The organism is Enterobacter cloacae complex sp. 370H10, assembly GCF_050031535.1.
In the GTDB taxonomy this organism is placed as follows: domain Bacteria; phylum Pseudomonadota; class Gammaproteobacteria; order Enterobacterales; family Enterobacteriaceae; genus Enterobacter; species Enterobacter intestinihominis.
The window spans coordinates 4068793-4087711 of sequence record NZ_JBLGWG010000001.1 but is presented as its reverse complement, the minus strand read 5'-3'; the positions used below and the strand labels follow the sequence as shown (position 1 = coordinate 4087711).

Annotated in this window: 16 protein-coding genes; 4 read left to right on the top strand and 12 right to left on the bottom strand. The window is 41.8% G+C overall.

The annotated features are described in order from the left end of the window. Nucleotides 1–350 precede the first annotated feature (350 nt). The 3 genes from ACQG2Q_RS20075 to parM are packed head-to-tail and all read right to left on the bottom strand — an operon-like array spanning nucleotide 351 to nucleotide 2902. Nucleotides 351–1319, bottom strand: a complete 969-nt coding sequence (locus ACQG2Q_RS20075) for an IS5-like element IS903B family transposase (RefSeq protein WP_031942297.1) — start codon at nucleotides 1317–1319, stop codon at nucleotides 351–353. A gap of 21 nt (nucleotides 1320–1340) precedes the next feature. Continuing rightward, nucleotides 1341–1853, bottom strand: coding sequence for a hypothetical protein (locus ACQG2Q_RS20070; RefSeq protein WP_031942296.1), 513 nt, complete (start codon nucleotides 1851–1853; stop codon nucleotides 1341–1343). 11 nt (nucleotides 1854–1864) lie between these two features. Continuing rightward, on the bottom strand, nucleotides 1865–2902 hold the full coding sequence (gene parM, locus ACQG2Q_RS20065; RefSeq protein WP_000818954.1) for a plasmid segregation protein ParM domain-containing protein: 1038 nt from the start codon (nucleotides 2900–2902) through the stop codon (nucleotides 1865–1867). Nucleotides 2903–3265: 363 nt separating this feature from the next. On the opposite strand from parM, the gene ACQG2Q_RS20060 reads away from it, so the two are divergent. From ACQG2Q_RS20060 to ACQG2Q_RS20045, 4 genes are read left to right on the top strand one after another with little or no spacing between them, the layout of a single operon-like run. Beyond that, nucleotides 3266–4213 carry a metallophosphoesterase gene (locus ACQG2Q_RS20060; RefSeq protein WP_000718595.1) on the top strand — a complete coding sequence of 316 codons (948 nt, stop codon included), beginning with the start codon at nucleotides 3266–3268 and terminating at the stop codon, nucleotides 4211–4213. Beyond that, a complete protein-coding gene (locus ACQG2Q_RS20055; RefSeq protein WP_000700976.1) occupies nucleotides 4210–5046 on the top strand; it encodes a hypothetical protein in 837 nt (278 codons plus the stop codon). Before ACQG2Q_RS20060 ends, ACQG2Q_RS20055 begins: the two co-directional genes overlap by 4 nt. Further along, nucleotides 5039–5560 carry a hypothetical protein gene (locus tag ACQG2Q_RS20050; protein WP_000598517.1) on the top strand — a complete coding sequence of 174 codons (522 nt, stop codon included), beginning with the start codon at nucleotides 5039–5041 and terminating at the stop codon, nucleotides 5558–5560. The genes ACQG2Q_RS20055 and ACQG2Q_RS20050 overlap by 8 nt, the downstream gene beginning before the upstream one ends. Then, a complete protein-coding gene (locus ACQG2Q_RS20045; protein WP_000815011.1) occupies nucleotides 5557–5946 on the top strand; it encodes a hypothetical protein in 390 nt (129 codons plus the stop codon). The genes ACQG2Q_RS20050 and ACQG2Q_RS20045 overlap by 4 nt, the downstream gene beginning before the upstream one ends. Nucleotides 5947–6007: 61 nt before the next feature. Here ACQG2Q_RS20045 and ACQG2Q_RS20040 read toward each other — a convergent pair whose 3' ends face one another. The 9 genes from ACQG2Q_RS20040 to htdO all read right to left on the bottom strand — a co-directional run bounded on the left by ACQG2Q_RS20040 (nucleotide 6008) and on the right by htdO (nucleotide 18918). Then, nucleotides 6008–7012, bottom strand: coding sequence for a ParB family protein (locus ACQG2Q_RS20040; protein WP_031942295.1), 1005 nt, complete (start codon nucleotides 7010–7012; stop codon nucleotides 6008–6010). Next, complete coding sequence (locus tag ACQG2Q_RS20035; protein ID WP_001050364.1) at nucleotides 7009–8262, bottom strand: ParA family protein; 1254 nt, start codon at nucleotides 8260–8262, stop codon at nucleotides 7009–7011. The genes ACQG2Q_RS20040 and ACQG2Q_RS20035 overlap by 4 nt, the downstream gene beginning before the upstream one ends. Nucleotides 8263–9390: 1128 nt before the next feature. Continuing rightward, nucleotides 9391–9552, bottom strand: coding sequence for a hypothetical protein (locus ACQG2Q_RS20030; protein ID WP_001371949.1), 162 nt, complete (start codon nucleotides 9550–9552; stop codon nucleotides 9391–9393). A 2548-nt stretch (nucleotides 9553–12100) separates the two neighbouring features. Then, the gene (locus tag ACQG2Q_RS20025) at nucleotides 12101–14782 is read right to left on the bottom strand and encodes a TraC family protein (RefSeq protein WP_000387412.1); all 2682 of its coding nucleotides are present in this window, start codon (nucleotides 14780–14782) and stop codon (nucleotides 12101–12103) included. An 8-nt stretch (nucleotides 14783–14790) separates the two neighbouring features. Beyond that, a complete protein-coding gene (gene trhV / locus ACQG2Q_RS20020; RefSeq protein ID WP_001022588.1) occupies nucleotides 14791–15741 on the bottom strand; it encodes an IncHI-type conjugal transfer lipoprotein TrhV in 951 nt (316 codons plus the stop codon). A gap of 9 nt (nucleotides 15742–15750) precedes the next feature. Continuing rightward, nucleotides 15751–16503, bottom strand: coding sequence for a protein-disulfide isomerase HtdT (gene htdT, locus ACQG2Q_RS20015; protein ID WP_182911723.1), 753 nt, complete (start codon nucleotides 16501–16503; stop codon nucleotides 15751–15753). A gap of 118 nt (nucleotides 16504–16621) precedes the next feature. After that, on the bottom strand, nucleotides 16622–17104 hold the full coding sequence (locus ACQG2Q_RS20010; protein ID WP_000377632.1) for a hypothetical protein: 483 nt from the start codon (nucleotides 17102–17104) through the stop codon (nucleotides 16622–16624). 7 nt (nucleotides 17105–17111) lie between these two features. Next, complete coding sequence (trhB, locus tag ACQG2Q_RS20005; RefSeq protein WP_000351841.1) at nucleotides 17112–18467, bottom strand: IncHI-type conjugal transfer protein TrhB; 1356 nt, start codon at nucleotides 18465–18467, stop codon at nucleotides 17112–17114. Further along, the gene (gene htdO / locus ACQG2Q_RS20000) at nucleotides 18457–18918 is read right to left on the bottom strand and encodes a plasmid transfer protein HtdO (RefSeq protein WP_000521242.1); all 462 of its coding nucleotides are present in this window, start codon (nucleotides 18916–18918) and stop codon (nucleotides 18457–18459) included. Before htdO ends, trhB begins: the two co-directional genes overlap by 11 nt. Nucleotide 18919: the final 1 nt, after the last annotated feature.

The following is an 18919-nucleotide window of genomic DNA, read 5'->3' as shown; positions in this document are numbered from 1 at the left end:
AAATTAACCTAAAATACCGTTTCATTAACAGTAATTTTACAGATTCAGCTGAAGCCTGAGTTTATTATAACAAAAAAAAGGCCAGCAAGTATGCTGGCTTTCCTGGTAAGACAAGTTGAACTCAGAAGTCGATTGTACTGTCTCTCACCTATCTTGCCAAAGTCGCTAGTCGCTTGTTTGCCTTAGCTTTAGATTTTATGCTTATGGAGGCGGTTTGATTTTCATCCGATACTTTTTCTAGCACTGGCACCACAGAGGAAATGGACTTTTCTTTTGAAATTTTGGATGCACCTGGGCTTTGTTGAATAAATCAGATTTCGGGTAAGTCTCCCCCGTAGCGGGTTGTGTTTTCAGGCAATACGCACGCTTTCAGGCATACCTGCTTTCGTCATTTTGTTCAGCGCTCGTACCAGGGCCATAGCCTCCGCAACCTGACCATCGTAGTCACGCAGCGTCAGTGAACCCCCGAACAGCTGTTTTACCCGGTACATCGCCGTTTCCGCTATCGAGCGACGGTTGTAATCTGTTGTCCATTTCCACCGCGCATTACTCCCGGTCATTCGCTGATTAGCCACTGCACGGTTACGGTCTGCATATTCACCGGGCCAGTAACCCGCACCTTTTCGGGGAGGGATAAGCGCGCTGATTTTCTTACGCCGCAGTTCATCGTGACATAGCCGGGTATCGTAAGCGCCATCGGCGGCGGCTGACCTGATTTTCCGGTGGGTTTGCCGGATTAACCCGGGGAAGGCCTCTGAGTCCGTAACATTGTTCAGCGACAGGTCAGCGCAGATGATTTCATGTGTTTTACTGTCAACGGCGAGATGCAGCTTACGCCAGATACGGCGGCGTTCCTGGCCATGCTTTTTGACTTTCCACTCGCCTTCACCGAAGACCTTCAGCCCGGTGGAATCAATTACCAGGTGTGCGATTTCACCCCGGGTGGACGTTTTGAAACTGACATTAACCGACTTTGCCCGCCTGCTGACACAGCTGTAATCCGGGCAGCGTAGCGGAACGTTCATCAGAGAAAAAATGGAATCAATAAAGCCCTGCGCAGCGCGCAGGGTCAGCCTGAATACGCGTTTAATGACCAGCACAGTCGTGATGGCAAGGTCAGAATAGCGCTGAGGTCTGCCTCGTGAAGAAGGTGTTGCTGACTCATACCAGGCCTGAATAGCTTCATCATCCAGCCAGAAAGTTATGGAGCCACGGTTGATGAGGGCTTTATTGTAGGTGGGCCAGTTGGTGATTTTGAACTTTTGCTTTGCCACGGAACGGTCTGCGTTGTCGGGAAGATGCGTGATCTGATCCTTCAACTCAGCAAAAGTTCGATTTATTCAACAAAGCCATGCACCTGAAGAAAGTGGGCTTTCAGATGGTATAGAGGTATCGCTTCCCTCATTTTCAATCTTCACACCAAAGCAGGCATGTTCCTTTTGTACAAGGAAGGTTTCTTTTACAGAAACAGAATCCTGCTTTGAATTATCTAATTGTAGAGGTGTTAAATACTCCATAAACTTTTGATCTAAGACATTCTCTAGCAATACATTAATAGGAGGCTTAGGTTCAGTATCTATAGTATTTCCATCATTCAGAAACCTATTAAGATCTGCAAGTGTTAATCTTTCGTTTAAACCATTTATAAAATTTGCCAAGTCAGGAAATAAATTATTTAATACCAACCCGGTACTAATAGCCGACCTAATTAAATCCAGTTGGTCACCCCTATGACAAAGTTCTGTTTTTTTCAAGAAACTATAAACATAGGGTGCTTTTCTTTCGGATATCCAGAAAGACCGGATCTGAATCCGGTCGTTATCTGCCTTATTTGAGATAGGGTATTTAGCCATGTTCTAGCTCATTATTCTGAATAAATAGTATCAGCAATTGCCAAAGATAATGCGAACTGCGGATTGTCTACCATGATAACTTTAGCCGTTTCAAAATGTTTACGAATAGCTGTTTCGATGAGATATGAACCTCCCCCAACAAGGAAAACATTATGAGGCCTCTCTTCGACTTGTGTAACCGCTCTGATTACTTTACTTTGCAACTTCTGTACCGCAGAGTTTACCGCATCAAAAACACCGTCACGCTTGTCCTCTGCAACCTTCAAAGCTGATTTATCATGACGATTATCAACAAGATGATGAATGTAAGCATTACTCGTATTCAGTTTCTCAGATTCAAGATACCTGCTGATCTCATCGTAAACAATAGAACAACCAATACGGTCAAAACCTTTTACTTTCGAAATCTGTTCTAATTGCCCAGTAATACTTGCAACATCAAGAGTAGTACCACCAAGATCAATTACCAAACTTGATTCAAATGAAGCAATATCCTCAATTTCATCTGCCCGGGTCACAGCTGGTAAAGATTCAGGGAAAACAGTCACAGACAAAACGTTAAAAGAATAGCGTTTACCGTCAAGATAACGCTCTACTGGTTTCATCAGATTATCTTTTTTTCTCTGAATATTTTCAATATTCGTTTCCCCTAAAGCAGTATAGAACTGGCTAAGTGGTAAAGTAACAAAGAGGTGAACATCCTGAGGAACTAAACCAGAAGCATGAAGTGCATGGTGAACATTTAACCGGCTAATTTCATCGTATTGGTGAGATACATCAGTCGATTCCAGTGAGTTACTAGATTCGCTGTGATGCGAAAACCTTTCCAGCCCATCAATAAGATAGTTAAAAGGATTGAGACCCTCATGGCGAACACGGAAATCTGGAACAAAACTATTTTGTGTAAGCAAGGGAACTAATTCGTTTCTTTCATTAAGACAAACCAGTTTTGCAGCTTTACTTCCATCATCGACAACGATTTTTAAAGCTTCAGTGATATCCTGCACTGATGGTGAAACAGGACTTTCAGATTTTAATAGTTCAGCCATAAAAACTCTCTTTTATTAATAGGACCATATTAGATATTAACTTTATACATTAATGGTGACCTATTATCAACATTAACACTATTAAAAAAATACGTAAGTCTATGTTATTTCAGCATCCTTCCATTTTAAATACCTTACCGTTAAATTTCCTGTATTCATGTATTAACCATGTTTATAAAGGAGCCAATTATAATCAGAAAGTTACTTTGCATCCTAAGTATGAACTGTTTGAGAGCCAGGACTGGGGCCTTTACCTGTAAGTAACAAAGGTCCTTAGGCTTAGAATCCAAAATGACGCCTTTTTGTAAAAAAATCATAGTTCGAAATACCGTATCATCGATGTAAACATACGTAGAGGAATTTATGGCAGCTGAGCACGTCCAAACTATAGACCTTACAAACTTCTCCGGAAGGATTTTCTTTCTGGCAGATCCTCATGGACATTACTCTGCGCTGTGCAACTTGATCCAATCAGTTACAAAGCCAGAAGAAGAGATAGTAATTTTCTCTACTGGAAATTTGTTTGACTATGGGCCGGAACCCATAGAATTGATGAAGGCGATAAACAGTGGCTTTTTCGATGGACGTTTTGTGAGGCATTTCTCAGCTGCCGGAGCCGGAGAAGAAATGTTAAAAAAATTGTTACCATTAAACAAAGACCGGAGAACATTTTACCCCAGCACATACCTCAATGAGAGATGGTGTGTAATGGGCGGAAAGTGGCATAAAGCTGTGAATCGTTACTATTTAGAGGAAGAGGTAAAAAAACTTCTTAATACCCAGCTTGGTACGATGATGCAGATTTTACTAAAAGGCGATATAAAAATTGGGGTTTGCCCTTCTGATTACGCCCCTATCCGCACATCATTCACTGATACTTATAATGCGCTTCAAGCATTCAACTATGCCAATGTGAATATTTTTCAGAGCCAGTTTCTATTCGGTATGGACCATGCCGTAATACCAATGATGATAAATGACGTCAACCTTATGGTCCTAGGTAGGAATCCTGTAAACAGCATTCGAAAAGCCCATGGTCGTACTCAAAACAATCTTCCAGTACTGATCGGTAATTGTTTGCATATAAATACTGGATCACTCTATATGTCAAAATTAGAAGACCAGGTAATAGTTGCTCCGGGTATACCGCAAACTGACTCACCAGCACTTACATTAGTAGAAATAATCATGAAGAACAATCCAGTTTTATTGTGTCATCAGCTAATACAAACAACAAACAAGTTTTATTCACTTAAAACCTATCCTTTAGAACTCGATTCGATTGAAAACAACATTGAGGTAACAAGATGAAGATAAATTGGAAGATTATCTCAATTTCAACATTACTTTTGCATCTTCACGCAGCAGCTGCACCACATCAAGAGAAAGAGCATAGAAAAGATGCTTTTTCTTCTGCCGCACAGAAAAGTGATTCACTTATATCTGCTAAAGCGGAGCTTATAAACGGAAGGTGGTTTATAAATGGTAAATATAGGCCTGTTCTAAAGACCAGCATGACCAAAACCAATTTCTTAGAAATCATGAATGTTTCAAATAAAGAATCACTTTTTATTGTGATACCAAAACTTGAGTATAATATCATTGCCAAAAATAAAATCTTACTAAATGAAAAAATTGCATTAAGCGAAGGCACATCCGGAAAAAGCATTGTTTGGGTCGAGCCAAAATCAAGTCTAACTATATCGTTTATAAATGACCTTGCTAATACGCCCCTTCAGGCTATCGTTTCGATCACAAGAAACAACAAAGATATAATTGCCATCTTTGGACCGGATCAGGGTAAAGGGTTTACTCTTCCCGGAAATACGTCTAATGATCAAGTGTCCGTTCCTGACTATTCTGACCTAAATATAAAAAAACTTAACATACCTCAAAGTGTTGGTAATCCAGTAACCATCAATCCTAAAGAGAAGAATTACCTCTTAGTTGGACAAGGAAAATATGAAATCTTATCTCTTCCTAAATATCAACATTTAGTATTTTCTGAACCCGTTTATATTGAGAAAAGAAAAAATATCCTCGGTGGTTATGGTTATTGGACGAAAGAAACAATTCTCTACCCCGGTGAATCATTATCTTTTATAACGAGCGCCAAAAACAATCTAAGGAAGCGGGATGATTAAAGTTATCACACTTTTATTGTTTGCATTACTGACTGGTTGTCAGTCAGTAGAAAGTAAAATCGAAGAACTCCCGACAGTTGGTTTTGACCCTATTCTATACAATAAAAGTGAGGCCTTTACTGACGGAAAAGTTACTTTACGTGTCGAAAGTTCAGGAACTGATGTTTGGCTTGTCGCCAAGAATGGAACCAGAAGTTTTATTGAGCTTTCAGGCCTAACGCTAGGTGGTAGTCGTTGTGCTTACAATGCCCGTAGTAAGCAACTTTTGCCCCCAGGCAGCGTAAGCACATTCGTAGTTCCTACGGTTGGAATGCTTGGACTTTGCTTCAACAATGAAGATCAACTTATGTTTATTAACCGTGCTTTTAGCAGAATCTCTCCCAAAGCAAAAGGAAAAGATTCGCTTTCGCTTTTATTTTCTGTTAGTTACGATTTTCCCGGAAAAGCGGACCTAATTACTAACCACGATTTTCAAGAGTTATATCTTTTATTTTTGAATGAGGATAATCTATGAAACAAACATTAATTGTTATTTTAATATGTTTTTGTCACACGGCTTTAGCATATCCATACCGTATCTATACTGTCCCGGAAGGGGCATTAGTAAAAAACATACTAACTAATGAATATCTAGGAAAAACCCCTGTGGTTGTGGACGTGAGCAATACCGAAGCTGGTTCTACTTTTGGGATTTCATTATTTAGACATGAAAATGTTGCTATAAAGATTTTTACAGTAATGCCTTCAGCAGAAAATAATTTTGCTGTTTCTGGACCTGACGTTGCAACTATGTCATTGCCGGGAAAAGCACCTTTAAACGTAGTAAATGATGGGAATGGCGCTTCTGTTCATATAGAACTAAGACCTTATATGTCAGAACCTGCGCACACCCCATATTAATATAACAAGAAATTAAAAATATAAATCATATGAACTGCATCATAAAGATGCAGTTCAATATTTATTCTGGTACTTTTAATTTTTCTTTTATGAACTCCTCTAGTTCCTTAATAAAACCCGCATTTATCCTATTGAATTCAAAGCGAATTTTTCTACCAGTATTGTTTTTACTGATTCTTGCATACTTATCTTTGTTATCAAAAGTAATAAGATCACTTGTTTCCCATTTTGTGGAATAAGTTTTTTCACAAACACTTTCCACAGATTGTGTGATTTTTTCCATTACAACTTTTTGAGCAACCTGGAGATCTCCAATGTCTAAATCTTTTGTTTCCTCTTTAACATTATCTATTACTTCATCTAAAGGAAATAGATTTTTTTGCACATATTTCTGTAAACGAGACAAGCGACTATAATAGGAGTTCGGGATTCCTTCATAATCCGGGAATAAAGAGATCAATGTTTCGTCAATACGGGCCGCCTGGATTCTTTTGGCTACCGATACATGACTAATCCCAAGATATGCTGCGAGTTCTTCATTAGTAGAAAATCCTTTTTCTTCCATTTTTTTGATAAATTGAAACCCAACTTCTCTATATGAAAATTTTCGAGATGTTTGTGCTGCGGATATAATTGAATTTATATCATCTTCGGTTAGTTCATCCGGAAGAACCCACAGGGGGAGATCCTTTTCTGCCTTTATACAGCAGAAACGTCTGCGACTTCCTTCTATTAATAAATAAACCCCATCTCTTTTTACAGCGATCCCTTCGGTATCGACCCCTCTTTCTTCAATCTGCTTAAGAATATCTCTAACAGAATAATCTGTAAGGGCTTCTTGATTTCGTGGGTTCGCTGGATGGACTAAGGTCTCCTTCTCCACTCTCTGGGCTGGAACAATCACATGTTCCGCTTCAAGTCTCCGGCCCTTATGAAGAGTGAATAACTTTTTTATGCGAGGTGCTGTTTTCAAACCCGCAAGACCTGAACGGTGACCGACTTCTGTCCGCTTTGGTGCGTTTAAATATCGAGATTTATCATTCCCGATATGTTGCTCATCGCTCATGCGTTAACTCCTTGCTTAGCTGAAAAACTTTTTATTTCATTTATAAATTGCTGATATACCTGTAATACAGATTCTTCTGCGACATCAAGCTGCTTTGCGGAACAAAGTTCCTCTGATTTTTTGATATCAAGCACTGTACGCCCTTTGGAAGCAGCTGCCTTAAATGCTTCAGAATTTTTTATGTTAGCGGACATCAAAAGGTCCTGAACAGTTCTGATTAATTTATCCAAAACTATTCTTTCATATGGACTTTTGTCATCTACATTGACAGCAAGAACTTTGAACCATTTTAAATTGTCGCCCTTACTTGGTGATTGTTTAAACCTTTCACTTATTGTAAGCATGAAGTCTGTAGTAGAGGCGTAATCATATTCACGTGGTGACACTGCGACAAGAATCCCATCGGCCGCTTCGTCAGCAGCCCAGATCAAAGGTGAATCTTCAGGTGGAGTGTCTATAATAATCAAATCATAGTTCTGCTTCAGTACCGGTAAGATAACTTCCTTGAAACGTAGTAACAAAGACGTACGTTCTTCTCTAGAACATTGCCAGTATTTATCTTTAAAACGAGCATCTGTCGGAAAAGCCGTTATTACGTCCAAGTTTGGCAGATGCGTTGAAAAAGGCATATTAGTGATGATTTCTTCTTCAGAGAATCCTGAATCTAAATATTTTTTATACTCAGAATTTTCTTCATAAATTCCAAGGATTGCATCAATTGCTGTAAGGAAGACATCATCTTCTGAGACACTTTGAATCATGCTGCTTCCAATCGAACCTTGTGGGTCCCATTCGATCATTAATACACGTGCATTGAGTTGTAGATCTAAAGCAGCTGCTACTGCTAAAGCTACAGATGTAGTGCTTTTCCCTGTACCGCCTTTATGATTCTGAGTAACAATAGCTCTGCTAAAGTAATGATCGCGGTACTTGGGATAACCCAGGGCATCCATTATTTTTTGAACATCCCAGCGGGTGTAAAGATGATTTTTGTTTTGATAAATAGGTGCACCAACAAGTTCTTTTTCTTCTAAGTCCGAAAGTATTTTATTGAACGTTACTCGTGACTTCCCAAAAAAATCAGAGAGATTTTTTTTATTCAAACAGTGGTTATAGATCAGTCTATCAACACCATCAACACTATCATCAGAAACAGATACTCTTGATGAAGCCATCAGAGATTCCTTTAGAGAAATCTGCTCGCTTTTCATGCGCTGACCAACGAGGGCGATCTTTTCAAGTAAATTCATGGTTATGACCTTTTTGCACTGAAAACCGACTTTTACGCATATATGTAAACTTTACGTATAATGCGTCCATTTCCTTGTTATGCGTACAATTCTATCCTTAGTTTCAATCTTAAGCTAATGTTTGTTTACTTTTTTATGATTTTTTGTGAGCTTAACTTGCAGATGTGAGCTCAGACTCTCTAGTCCATACCTAATGCACAACCTGTTTAAACCACGATTCTTGTCTCCTTCTCTACGCTTTGAAGTTAAGAGCTCCATTAATGAATCTTCACGCCTACCCTATTTCTTGCTTAGACCCTAAAATCTATCTCACCGGTGTGCTGATATACGTTTCCTAACTGTGAACCGTTGTCGTCAGTCCAGTCTAAAGATATGAGGTGTTAATCTCTTGAGGAGGCACACTACGAATTATGGGAGCAGAGTTAGCAACCTCACCCCGAAATGAAACCCAACTTAAGGAGGCAACCCCAGTGTGGAGATTAAGGGGGTTAAATCTGCCAGCGGCTGACAGTGTCCCAGCTGCTGCTCAGTCACACCACGCCCTGATTTAATCCCCTGCCCGGTATTGTAATGACCGAAAAAAACCCGTGCACTGGTGTCGGCAGACCGGCATGCATGAATATGACGTTAATCTGTATCAGCAGGCACTTTTCGCATAATGGGAGCAAGTGATAGCAACGCCGCCCAGAACGGAATGCCAACATCAGGACTGAACCCAAGTTTGGCGATTAAGGGGGTTAAATTTGCAAGCGGATGACAGTGCCCCCAGCTGCTGCTCAGTCACACCACGCTTGATTAAATCTCTCGCCAGGTCTTGTTTTGACCGAAAATAGCCCAAGCACTGATGTCGGCAGACCGGCATATAGGAATATGACGTTAATCTGTATCAGCAGGTACATTTCGCATTATGTGAGCAAGTGATAGCAACCCAGCCCGGAACTGAAGGCCAGCATGAGGACAGAACCCCAGTTTGGCGATTAAGGGGGTTAAATCTCACAGCGGCTGACAGTGCCTTCAGATGCTGCTCAGGCATACTACTCTCCCTGATATAATCTCCCATATGTTCTTGAGATCGTCGGAAATCGCCCATGCACCGGTGTCGGCAGACCGGTATGCAGTAATGTGAATTTAATCTGCATCATCAAGCACATTTCGTATTATGGAAGTAAGTGTTAGTAAACCAAAGCCCGCCCAGAACGGAAGGTCAACATCAGAACAGAATCCCAGTTTGGCGATTAAGGGTGTTAAATCTGCAAGCTGCTGACAGTGCCCCAGTTGCTGCTCAGTCACACCACGCCCTGATAGAATCTCCTGCCCGGAAATGTGATGACCGAAAAAAGCCCGTGCACTGGTGTCGGCAGACCGGCACGCAGGAATATGACGTTAATCTGTATCAGGAGGCACATTTCGCATTATGGGAGCAAGCGATAGCAACCCAAGCCCAGAACTGAAGGCCAGCATCAGGACAGAACCCCAGTATGGCGATTAAGGGGGTTAAATCCGCCAGTGGCAATAAGATCCCGAGCGGTGTTTAAGAAATATTTCCCGAAGGACAATCTTCCGCTCGTACGATGAATATAGTGTTCAACCCGGGAGAGGGATCACTTAACCTGCTTAGCCTAAATCTTACGTCATTCTCTAAACGGAGTTTAAGCTTAATGGTCCTGAGAAAGTTAAAAGGACTACCCATAATGACGGTTTGAGATGGCGAATAAGGGTTTTTTCTGCCAGCGGCTGACATTGCCCCAGCTTCTGCTCAGTCACACCACGCCTGATTAAATCTTCCGCCAGGTCTTGTTATGACCGAAAATTGTCCGTGCACTAGAGTCGTAAGACCTGCATACAGGAATGAGGCGTAAATCTTTATCAGGTGGCAAGGTTCGCATCATGGGAGCAAGGGTCTTGAACTGGAGGTTAACATCATAAAATCCCAGATTGGCGATTAAGGGTGTTAAATCTGACAGCGACTGAAAGTGCCTTCAGATGCTGCTCAGGTATATTACACCCTGAAAAAATCAAGCATCTGTGCTTGCGAATATCGGAAAAGGCCATGCACCGGTGTCGGCAGACCGGCATGGGCAATGAGACGTTAATCTGTATCAGCTGGCGCATTTCGTATCATGGGAACAAGTGTTAGCAACCCTCTCCAGGACGGAAGGACACTATCAGGACTGATCCCAGTTTGGCGATTAAGGGGGTTAAATCTGCCAGCGGCTGACAGTGCCTTCTGATGCTGCTCAGACATACTATGCACAGATATAATCACCCGTCCGTCCTTGTGATTATCGGAAAAGGCCATGCACCGGAGTCGGCAGACCGGTATGCAGTGATGTGACTTTAATCTTTATCAGCAGGCGCATTTCGTATTAAGGGAGCAAGTGTTAGCAACCCTGCCCAGGACGGAAGGACACTATCAGGACTGAACGCCAGTTTGGCGATTAAGGGGGTTAAATCTGCCAGTGGCTGACAGTGCCTTCTGATGCTGCTCAGACATACTATGCACAGATATAATCACCCGTCCGTCCTTGTGATTATCGGAAAAGGCCATGCACCGGAGTCGGCAAACCGGTATGCAGTGATGTGACTTTAATCTTTATCAGCAGGCGCATTTCGTATTAAGGGAGCCAGTGTTAGCAACCCTGCCCAGGACGGAAGGACACTATCAGGACTGAACGCCAGTTTGGCGATTAAGGGGGTTAAATCTGCAAGCGGATGACAGTGCCCCAGCTGCTGCTCAGTCACACCACGTCCTGATAAAATCTCCTGCCCGGTAATGTGATGACCGAAAAAAGCCCGTGCACTGGTGTCGGCAGACCGGCACGCAGGAATATGACGTTAATCTGTATCAGCAGGTACATCTCGCATTAGGGAGCAAGTGATAGCAACCCCGCCCAGAACTGAAGGCCAGCATGAGGACAGAACCCCAGTTTGGCGATTAAGGGGGTTAAATCCGGCAGCGTGAGTAAGTGCCCGTGCTGTGTTAAAGAAATATTCCCTAAGGACAATCTTCCGCTCGGCCTTTTGTATAAAGTTGTCACCCCGGGAGCGGGGATCACTTTACCTGCTTAGCCTAAATCTTACGTCAATCGCTATCCGGAATTTTAGCTTAATGGTCCTGAGCAAGTTAAAAGGGCTACCCATAATGACGTCCCCAGATGGTGATAAAGGAGTTAATTCCGCCTTCGGCTTACAGTGCCGCAGCTGCTGCTCAGCAACACCACGCCCTGATTAAATCTCCCGCCTGTCCTTGTGATGACCAAAAATAGTCCGTGCACTGGCGTCGTAAGACCGGCATACAGGAATGAGGCGTTAATCTTTATTAGGTGGCAGGATTCGCATCATGGGAGCAAGGGCCCTAGAACTGTAGACTAACATTAGAAAATCACAGTTTGGCGATAAAGGGGGTTAAATAAGTTAAAAGTCTTCGGTGAGCAAATTGGATAAATTTTCAGAAACCAAACCGTTAATAATAAACTTTTAGAAGAATGATTAAAGGATATTAAGTTTTGTATGCAAAATGACACCAGTGATCTGTTTTCACTAATAATGCCGCGCTACTTTGATTACCTTTGGTAAACAAAAATGTAATTTACGTGATTTTCATCTTATAATGTCAGTATTGAAGTTATAAATTTTGTTTACTTAATGCGTACACAACCTAACTGCGATTTGTATTTATGTCACTGTTTTTACACCACATTAATTATAAAACCAAAATTTGCAGCACAGTGATGAACTCATTAAGTCACAACCTCATTTGTTTACTTAAGGCATACAATAAAAAACCAGATTCTTATGAGACATCTGGTTTAATTATTTTTGCTTGAAGATATTTACTCTACGCGGCCAAACCCGCTGCTACTTCTTGAGCATAGAGAATTTCTATTGCCTCGCCATAGCTACAATTCTCGCGGCTTTGAATTTCCCATAATTTACTCCTGTCAGCACTATCCGTAGTAAAACAAAGCTCCATTTTCCGGTCTACGTATAACCGACAGATCTCTTGGAAGTTTTCGAACCTGACTAACATCTCTGAAAACACCTTTTTGACTGTACGAATATTTTTCATACGTTCATATTCTGCATCTGAAGTAGAAAAATATTTATTAGCCTTCATTGCTTCAATGCTTTCTTTTTCTTGTTTCATGATTATCTTCCAAGGCGAGTTAGCAGTCAGGGCCCGGCCAACAGAAGAAGTAAAATAATCTTCAAACGACTGTGTGATACAGATGCCAGCGCAGTTTGTTTTCCTGAACCTACGCCATGCCGCTTCGAGGAAGGAAGAGAAGAATTGGTTTGATTGATTTCCGGCACCTGATGAATTATCAGGACGAATGTACTCCCATGCTTCATCAAGGATGAACAAGCGACGACGCCCATCTTTTTTGATGAACATTGCATGCTGAGCAGCCTGAATGATAGACATTAATACAACTGTCTGAAGGTGGGGGGTGCCTTTTAGCTCCTCCAGTTCCAAAACAATAAATCTGCTGTCGAAGTTGATTGGAGGCAACGTATCGGTAAACCGGTGCCCATAAATTCCACCTTCGCACCATGCTCCGAGTTGCTCCCCAATATCCTTTATACGTTTGTCTTCATGCTTCTTGCAACGCAGAGCAAAGCCGGTTATTGAACCGGTCCGACCTGATTTTCTGGATTCTTGGTACTCTTCTGCAATAAGCTGAAGCATCACTGATTGTTGATAATCATCGATAAGGCCTTTCTCTGAAGCCATAATTTTTAGCTGATTCAAAACCATTATGGTCTGAGCAACTTTGTCTTTTTCTGCATCGTTTGAAGTTGATTCACCGGTAAATTCAGGTGCTTCGTTAAATACATCGTCGTTAACAGTGATGTCAGTTAGGAAGGCAAAGGGATTTAGGGTGAAGTCAGGGGTTTTACCGAAATCAATAAATTGACTGTTTGTATATTGTTCCGCAATCCCCTGGTAAGAACGGCCCACGTCCACAACAAATACTTGAGCACCGTCAGGATCATCATCTGGGTATTCGTTTTCTAAAAAATGCTTAAATGTTGAGCGATAATGAACGAGGTTATTAGATCGCGGTCCAGCTCCAAGATAGTTATTGATTAGATATGCTGTCCAGAATGACTTCCCTGCACCTGACGTTGCACCAATAACCATGTTATAGCTTGCAGAAGTCTTGAAAATATCAAGTCCCATGAGTTGACCTTCACGAGAAACTAAACTCAGTACTGGTCTATCTGTATTACCTTTCCAGGGCCCAAAGATCGGTGTCATATGAGCCGCTCCGGTGTTGCTCACTACTTCGGAACGGTCAAGGTCGAAAATTGTCTTTGGGTCATTGCACATTGGCAGACATGACATAAATGACGGGAAAACGATAAAGGAATCATCTGCTACTTTGACCCGGCTTTCGAGGTAAAAGGATTTGAGATCGTTAGCTGCTGTCTGCACAGAATTGGCATTACTACCCATAACAGTGAAAGTAAGATACCCTCTTAAAAGCTTTGCGCCATCCTCAAGCTCGCGAGTTACGGCCATATAGTCATTATCCATATCCCGCAGGCGAGGGCAGAATGTGACAACTGAAGGTATACTTGCCTGTTTATTAGTGATTGCTTTGTAGCGGACGTTTTCTTTTGACAACTTGAGCGGATCGGCAAACTGAACAGTCTGAGTGATCATAAATGGGCTGAAAATTGTCTTACGTCCATGCATCCAGTTAACTACTAACTCATACATACAACCGAAATTGACGTATTCAGGAAACTTTACAACGGAAAGTTGTTTGAAGTAACGATGCTCAGATTCGTCGTCACTTTGTGTGACTGATGAGAAATGATTTTCTGTGACTGTATACTTACGGCCGGGAACGTTAACTTGTTCATTAAGCCTTTTCATAGTGTTAACGTCTATGAAACCTTCAGCCCACCGGGAGTTCTTTCCGGGGTTTACGACCTTATCTATACAATAGAGCCAGTTTTCTGCATCGACCTTAAACGGATGCAATCCAATCGTAATTAACTTACTTACAAGTTCAGAGTAAAGTGAATCGATACGCGAATGTTCCAGCTCGGTAGGAAGGGCAGACTGTAAAGGAATCGATAGCGAGATCCATACCTGAAAATCCCTCAACATAAGGTTATCATGATCAGGTTTTAAAGGCTTATGCATACTTCTGTCGTAGTAGTCCAACTGATAACCATTAAGCAGATCTGCTTTAAGCTTATCGTTCCCAGTCATACGCCCACCTCGCACAGCTGACCAAGCACTAAGCTGTAAAGTCAGGTCTGGCAATGCAGTCAGAGATATTTGACAGACAGTATCTGTAGGGAAATCCATTTTGAACATTTCAGCAAGAACATCTTGCTGATTATCAAAAACTCCAGGGGATGGATTACAGATAAACATAAACCCTAATCTGTTGCCATCAATCAAAAAATAGTGAGTCCCTGCTAATTGATCGTAAACAGGGATAAACCCACCTAATTGATGGCGATTTAAACCGCTATTGTAATTATTGATAGCTTCCATATTTGACCTTACAGTTGTCTAACAATGCCGTTCGAAGAGACAGCTTTAGTTGCTTTTTGTTGCTGCTGCATATTTTCCCGGGCCGCATCCTGTACTTCTAAAGGAACTATGCGAGCTGGGTTTGAGGTCGAATTCTTGCCAGCAATCCATGTTTGCGGTTTTACGTTGACATAAACGTAGCCGGGAAGATTAAGCGCATCGTTATCATCGGTATAAGGTGCAAAAGTAATTCTCATTACTTTCCCCTGTTGCAGAACAGCAAGTGGTTCAGGAGCCACTACAGCTTGTTTATAACCTTGCGAACGGTATTGCTGGATCTGCCCAGGGTTGAGAGTCGGGTTAACGGGCTGGCCATTGTAAAGAGAGTACATATCCTTACCAGGGCTGATATCAGAATTAGGTGCAACGTAGCGTGGGGCATTTCCAGCAGAAACCGGATAGCTTGTTTGTTTAACGACTTCCGCAGCCGGATGAACGAAAGGGTTACCAGTTGAAGAGGCAGTGCTATAACTGCTAGTCATCCTTACGTTTGAATTAACCGGTACACCAGAAATAGGCCGTGGTCCAATGGATGAAGTAGGGGCACCCATTTTTAAAGTTTTATCGTACATGACAGGTAACTGACCAACTGGCTTAATTTCGGTTTTTGAATAAGCCACAGGCTGATTTTTAAGGGTAGTAGACTGTGGATATTTGACTTCCCCTGGAGGGCTAATTTCAGTTGGATAACGGCTGTCATTGACAGCCGATTTCTCCTTTCCCGATTCCGACTCTTCCCCCGCCAGTGCAGACAGATCATCTCGATTATTAGTTAACTCCATAACTTCGCGAGGACCTTTACAGATAACGCCCTTTTCAATGCCTGGACATTCGGATTCGGAACTACCGATGGAGCACCCCGTAAGATATGAGGATGTACCTACAACCAGAGCACTGAGTACCAATCTTTTGATGTTCATAAACTAGCCTTAATTTGTCTCAAATGGATTTTTTAAGAGAGGTTCAACGCTTTGGTTCAACCAGTAGTCGAAATCTTTTGGAATGCCATTACCAGCCAAACCATCCTGTCTGACAACTGAAGGTACACCCTGCAATTTATAAATTCCTGCGAGCATCAATGACGCTACCAAAGGTTCCGCCGGACATTCTTCTGCTTCTTTTTGAGAGAGCAATCTTTTTTCAATGTCGGATTTGCTTCCCATTAGCCAACGAAGAATATCGAGGTTGTTTATTTTTCCTTTTTCTTTACTACACCAGAGCCTTCTAAGCTCTTCTTTTGGCTCACCGGGTGAGGGAACTAAAACAATATCTATCCGATACTTGTCCCGATCTGCATAGAATTTCTTAACAAGTTCCATGCAACCGTCACAATCAAGTGTTATGAAAATGGCTGCTTGTCTTTTAAGCTTTGAATTTCCCAGAGGAATGGACGCTACAGTTTCCAGAGGGAAGGGGGCCTCATCAAGACTAATAAAATAGGAATTCCTGATTTCTTCTACAGTCAGAACAGGTTTACGTTTAATTACATCAACAAGGCTTCCCCCAGTAAGGGAGTATCGGCCATCGGTCGTTACTGCCATTAGCTGCGAACGTTCGTCCTGAAAGAGGTATAGCCCACCAGAAGGAATGTATATGGCATCCTTAGGTTTATATCCTTTCATTTTTGATAACACACCCGAGATCTGACTGGGTGAAACGCCACCTTCCTTTGCCTTTGCCATTAACGCAGCAGCATCACTATTAGTTAGGACCTGCTCTGAAGCATAAGTGACCGTATTCGCCATAATGGCGAAAGCCGCCATTAAAGGGAAAAGTAACTTTTTCACTATTGGGTGCCCTCTACTTCTTTGCATTATAAGAACTTGATTGTACCGCTTCAGAGCTATCTTCAAGTTCCATATAAGTGACGATTTCAACACTATCCGGTACAGTAACGGCAAGCGTTGCATCAATAATTAAATAGCCACGGTCACGGTAGATCTTCATTAATGTTCTGAAATATTCTTCGAATTGAGATCTATCATTGTCAGCAGTACGGCCTCCGTGATGCTTGAAAAATTCCTTACGTAATTCAGGCATGTCAAGCACTGCAATCTTGTACGAAGGCTGGGATTGTTTATTGAAGTAATCGTAAACATTCATAAAGCCTTTATAACCATAAATAATGACCAATACGGCAAAGGCGAAGAAAAATAAATACTTCAATATTTTTTCAATATCAATTTCGAAGGTAATTTTTTTTGTTGTCCTTTCTCGCACCATTTTTTTAGTGATTTCAGGTCCAGCTGATTCAGGCGATTCTTTTTTTTCTAAACTATCCATTTAAACCTCAGCGACTGGTCAGATTCGTTGGAATTGTAGTTCCGGTCTGAACGACAAATGTAATAGCTCGGCCAGGGCTAATTTCTACGATTGGCCACTGTTGTTCTGCAATTGCGGTGTAGTAATCGACGAGTCGATTAAGACCACCTTGAGCTGCACCAGCCCCGGCTAATGCCCCAAGTGCACCAAAATTAGGGGACTGATACTGAGCCTGTGAATTAGGGTCGATGTTAAGTGAAGATACCTTACTGGGACTTAAGCTACCGGCAAGTGAAGAAAGTCCACCGGCAAATGCAGCTCCTGCAATTGCGTTACCATTTCGGCTGATAAGCGTGCCTCGGATCCCATTTTTTCCGTCATTTTCACTTACAGCATATGCTTCCAGTTTTACGTCAAAAGCTTTCCCTTTTGAATTAACACAAGAGATAGAAGTGGCACGTATGTAAGCACGCTGTGACGCCAGATCACCAACAGCTGAACCCAGAAGGTTACAGTCACGCAAATCCATGGTGAAATTATTGGGCATGATGACATCTTTTTTAATACGCATCGTTACTGGCATTGGTTCTGATTTGGAAGAAAGGCTTGTAGGCGCTTCAAGCCCGGTAATCAGAACACCAGTGATAATAGATGTTGCCGGAAGAAACATTTCATCTTTTCGGGCAGCATGCCGCGCTTTGCTATCAACTGGCGCAGTACCATCACCTCGTACAGTCCGAGTTGGCGCTTTATCTCCTGCAATGACCTCTCTGCCTTCCTTGATTCTGTTTTCAGACACGGGCATAACCTGAATGACACCATCGGTACCATTAGTCTTAATGGAACTTTGTGTGATTGTTCTCATTGGGCTATTACGCGTAGGTGTGATAGAAGCGTAATTAGGGTTTACGCCATTAATCGGCGCATTAGCATTAAGCTGATAAGGAGCTGCCGGTGCCTGCTCATTAATCGTTTTACGCGAACTACCAGCATCCAAGTTACGATTGCCGTTTCGATTTGTCTGCATATCATTAATTTGCTGAGACAGCTGCTGAAGTTGAGAAGTTAAACTTGCAACTTGGGCTTTAGTTTCCTGTTGGGCTTTTTCTGCTTTTTCGCGGTCCTCTTTCGCCGCATTTTGGTCAAGTCGGTTTTGCTTAACCATTTCTTTATATACTTTCTGGCTTTCTTCATTACTCAATTTGTTCATTTGCGAATCATCTAACAACAAATTGGTCTGCATGTCTTTTTTCTGTGTTTTCTTTTCTTTCTTAACTGGTGTGGAAAAAATAGACTGGCTAATAATATAAACAATCACTACCAGCAGAGCGCCAATAACAGAAAGTCTGACGGTCTTATTTTCCCAGGCCTTTTTAATGTCCATGATTAGCTCCACTTGTAGGTTTCTGGAATCGTTTAATTTTTAGATTTCGTTCGCTGTCAGACATCTGAGGAACGATATAGGGTTCACCTGCTCTGGCCCAGTTTTCACGAACAGATGGATGATTCATTTCAGCTTTATCTATCTGGCTCGTTCTAGATATTTCATGTTTGTAATTAGGTTCCAAAACGTTACTTTTGTGATAGTCAAAAGCATTCTCCTCATTAATATTGCCCTCTCCTACAAATTTATCAATAAGAGTTGGATCGTTCATTATTACTGTCTGAACGGGAAAAGCGTTACTGCCATCTTCGATACTAATGGGTGCGTCCGGAACGATTAATACACTCCTTTTTGGTATATATTCTGACCTGTAGTAAAAGCTGGTTAAAGCAAATACGACAAAACCAATCACGGTGGCCCCAAGCAGAGCAGGCAAAGTAACTTTTCCCATA

What these genes read in the sequence shown, in the direction of transcription:
- ACQG2Q_RS20060 (WP_000718595.1), top strand. Translation starts at nt 3,266, where the DNA reads ATGGCAGCTGAGCACGTCCAAACTATAGACCTTACAAACTTCTCCGGA.
- trhB (WP_000351841.1), bottom strand. Translation starts at nt 18,467, where the DNA reads ATGGACATTAAAAAGGCCTGGGAAAATAAGACCGTCAGACTTTCTGTT.
- ACQG2Q_RS20045 (WP_000815011.1), top strand. Translation starts at nt 5,557, where the DNA reads ATGAAACAAACATTAATTGTTATTTTAATATGTTTTTGTCACACGGCT.
- trhV (WP_001022588.1), bottom strand. Translation starts at nt 15,741, where the DNA reads ATGAACATCAAAAGATTGGTACTCAGTGCTCTGGTTGTAGGTACATCC.
- parM (WP_000818954.1), bottom strand. Translation starts at nt 2,902, where the DNA reads ATGGCTGAACTATTAAAATCTGAAAGTCCTGTTTCACCATCAGTGCAG.
- ACQG2Q_RS20010 (WP_000377632.1), bottom strand. Translation starts at nt 17,104, where the DNA reads ATGGATAGTTTAGAAAAAAAAGAATCGCCTGAATCAGCTGGACCTGAA.
- htdO (WP_000521242.1), bottom strand. Translation starts at nt 18,918, where the DNA reads ATGGGAAAAGTTACTTTGCCTGCTCTGCTTGGGGCCACCGTGATTGGT.
- ACQG2Q_RS20035 (WP_001050364.1), bottom strand. Translation starts at nt 8,262, where the DNA reads ATGAATTTACTTGAAAAGATCGCCCTCGTTGGTCAGCGCATGAAAAGC.
- ACQG2Q_RS20025 (WP_000387412.1), bottom strand. Translation starts at nt 14,782, where the DNA reads ATGGAAGCTATCAATAATTACAATAGCGGTTTAAATCGCCATCAATTA.
- ACQG2Q_RS20050 (WP_000598517.1), top strand. Translation starts at nt 5,039, where the DNA reads ATGATTAAAGTTATCACACTTTTATTGTTTGCATTACTGACTGGTTGT.
- htdT (WP_182911723.1), bottom strand. Translation starts at nt 16,503, where the DNA reads ATGGCAAAGGCAAAGGAAGGTGGCGTTTCACCCAGTCAGATCTCGGGT.
- ACQG2Q_RS20055 (WP_000700976.1), top strand. Translation starts at nt 4,210, where the DNA reads ATGAAGATAAATTGGAAGATTATCTCAATTTCAACATTACTTTTGCAT.
- ACQG2Q_RS20040 (WP_031942295.1), bottom strand. Translation starts at nt 7,012, where the DNA reads ATGAGCGATGAGCAACATATCGGGAATGATAAATCTCGATATTTAAAC.
- ACQG2Q_RS20070 (WP_031942296.1), bottom strand. Translation starts at nt 1,853, where the DNA reads ATGGCTAAATACCCTATCTCAAATAAGGCAGATAACGACCGGATTCAG.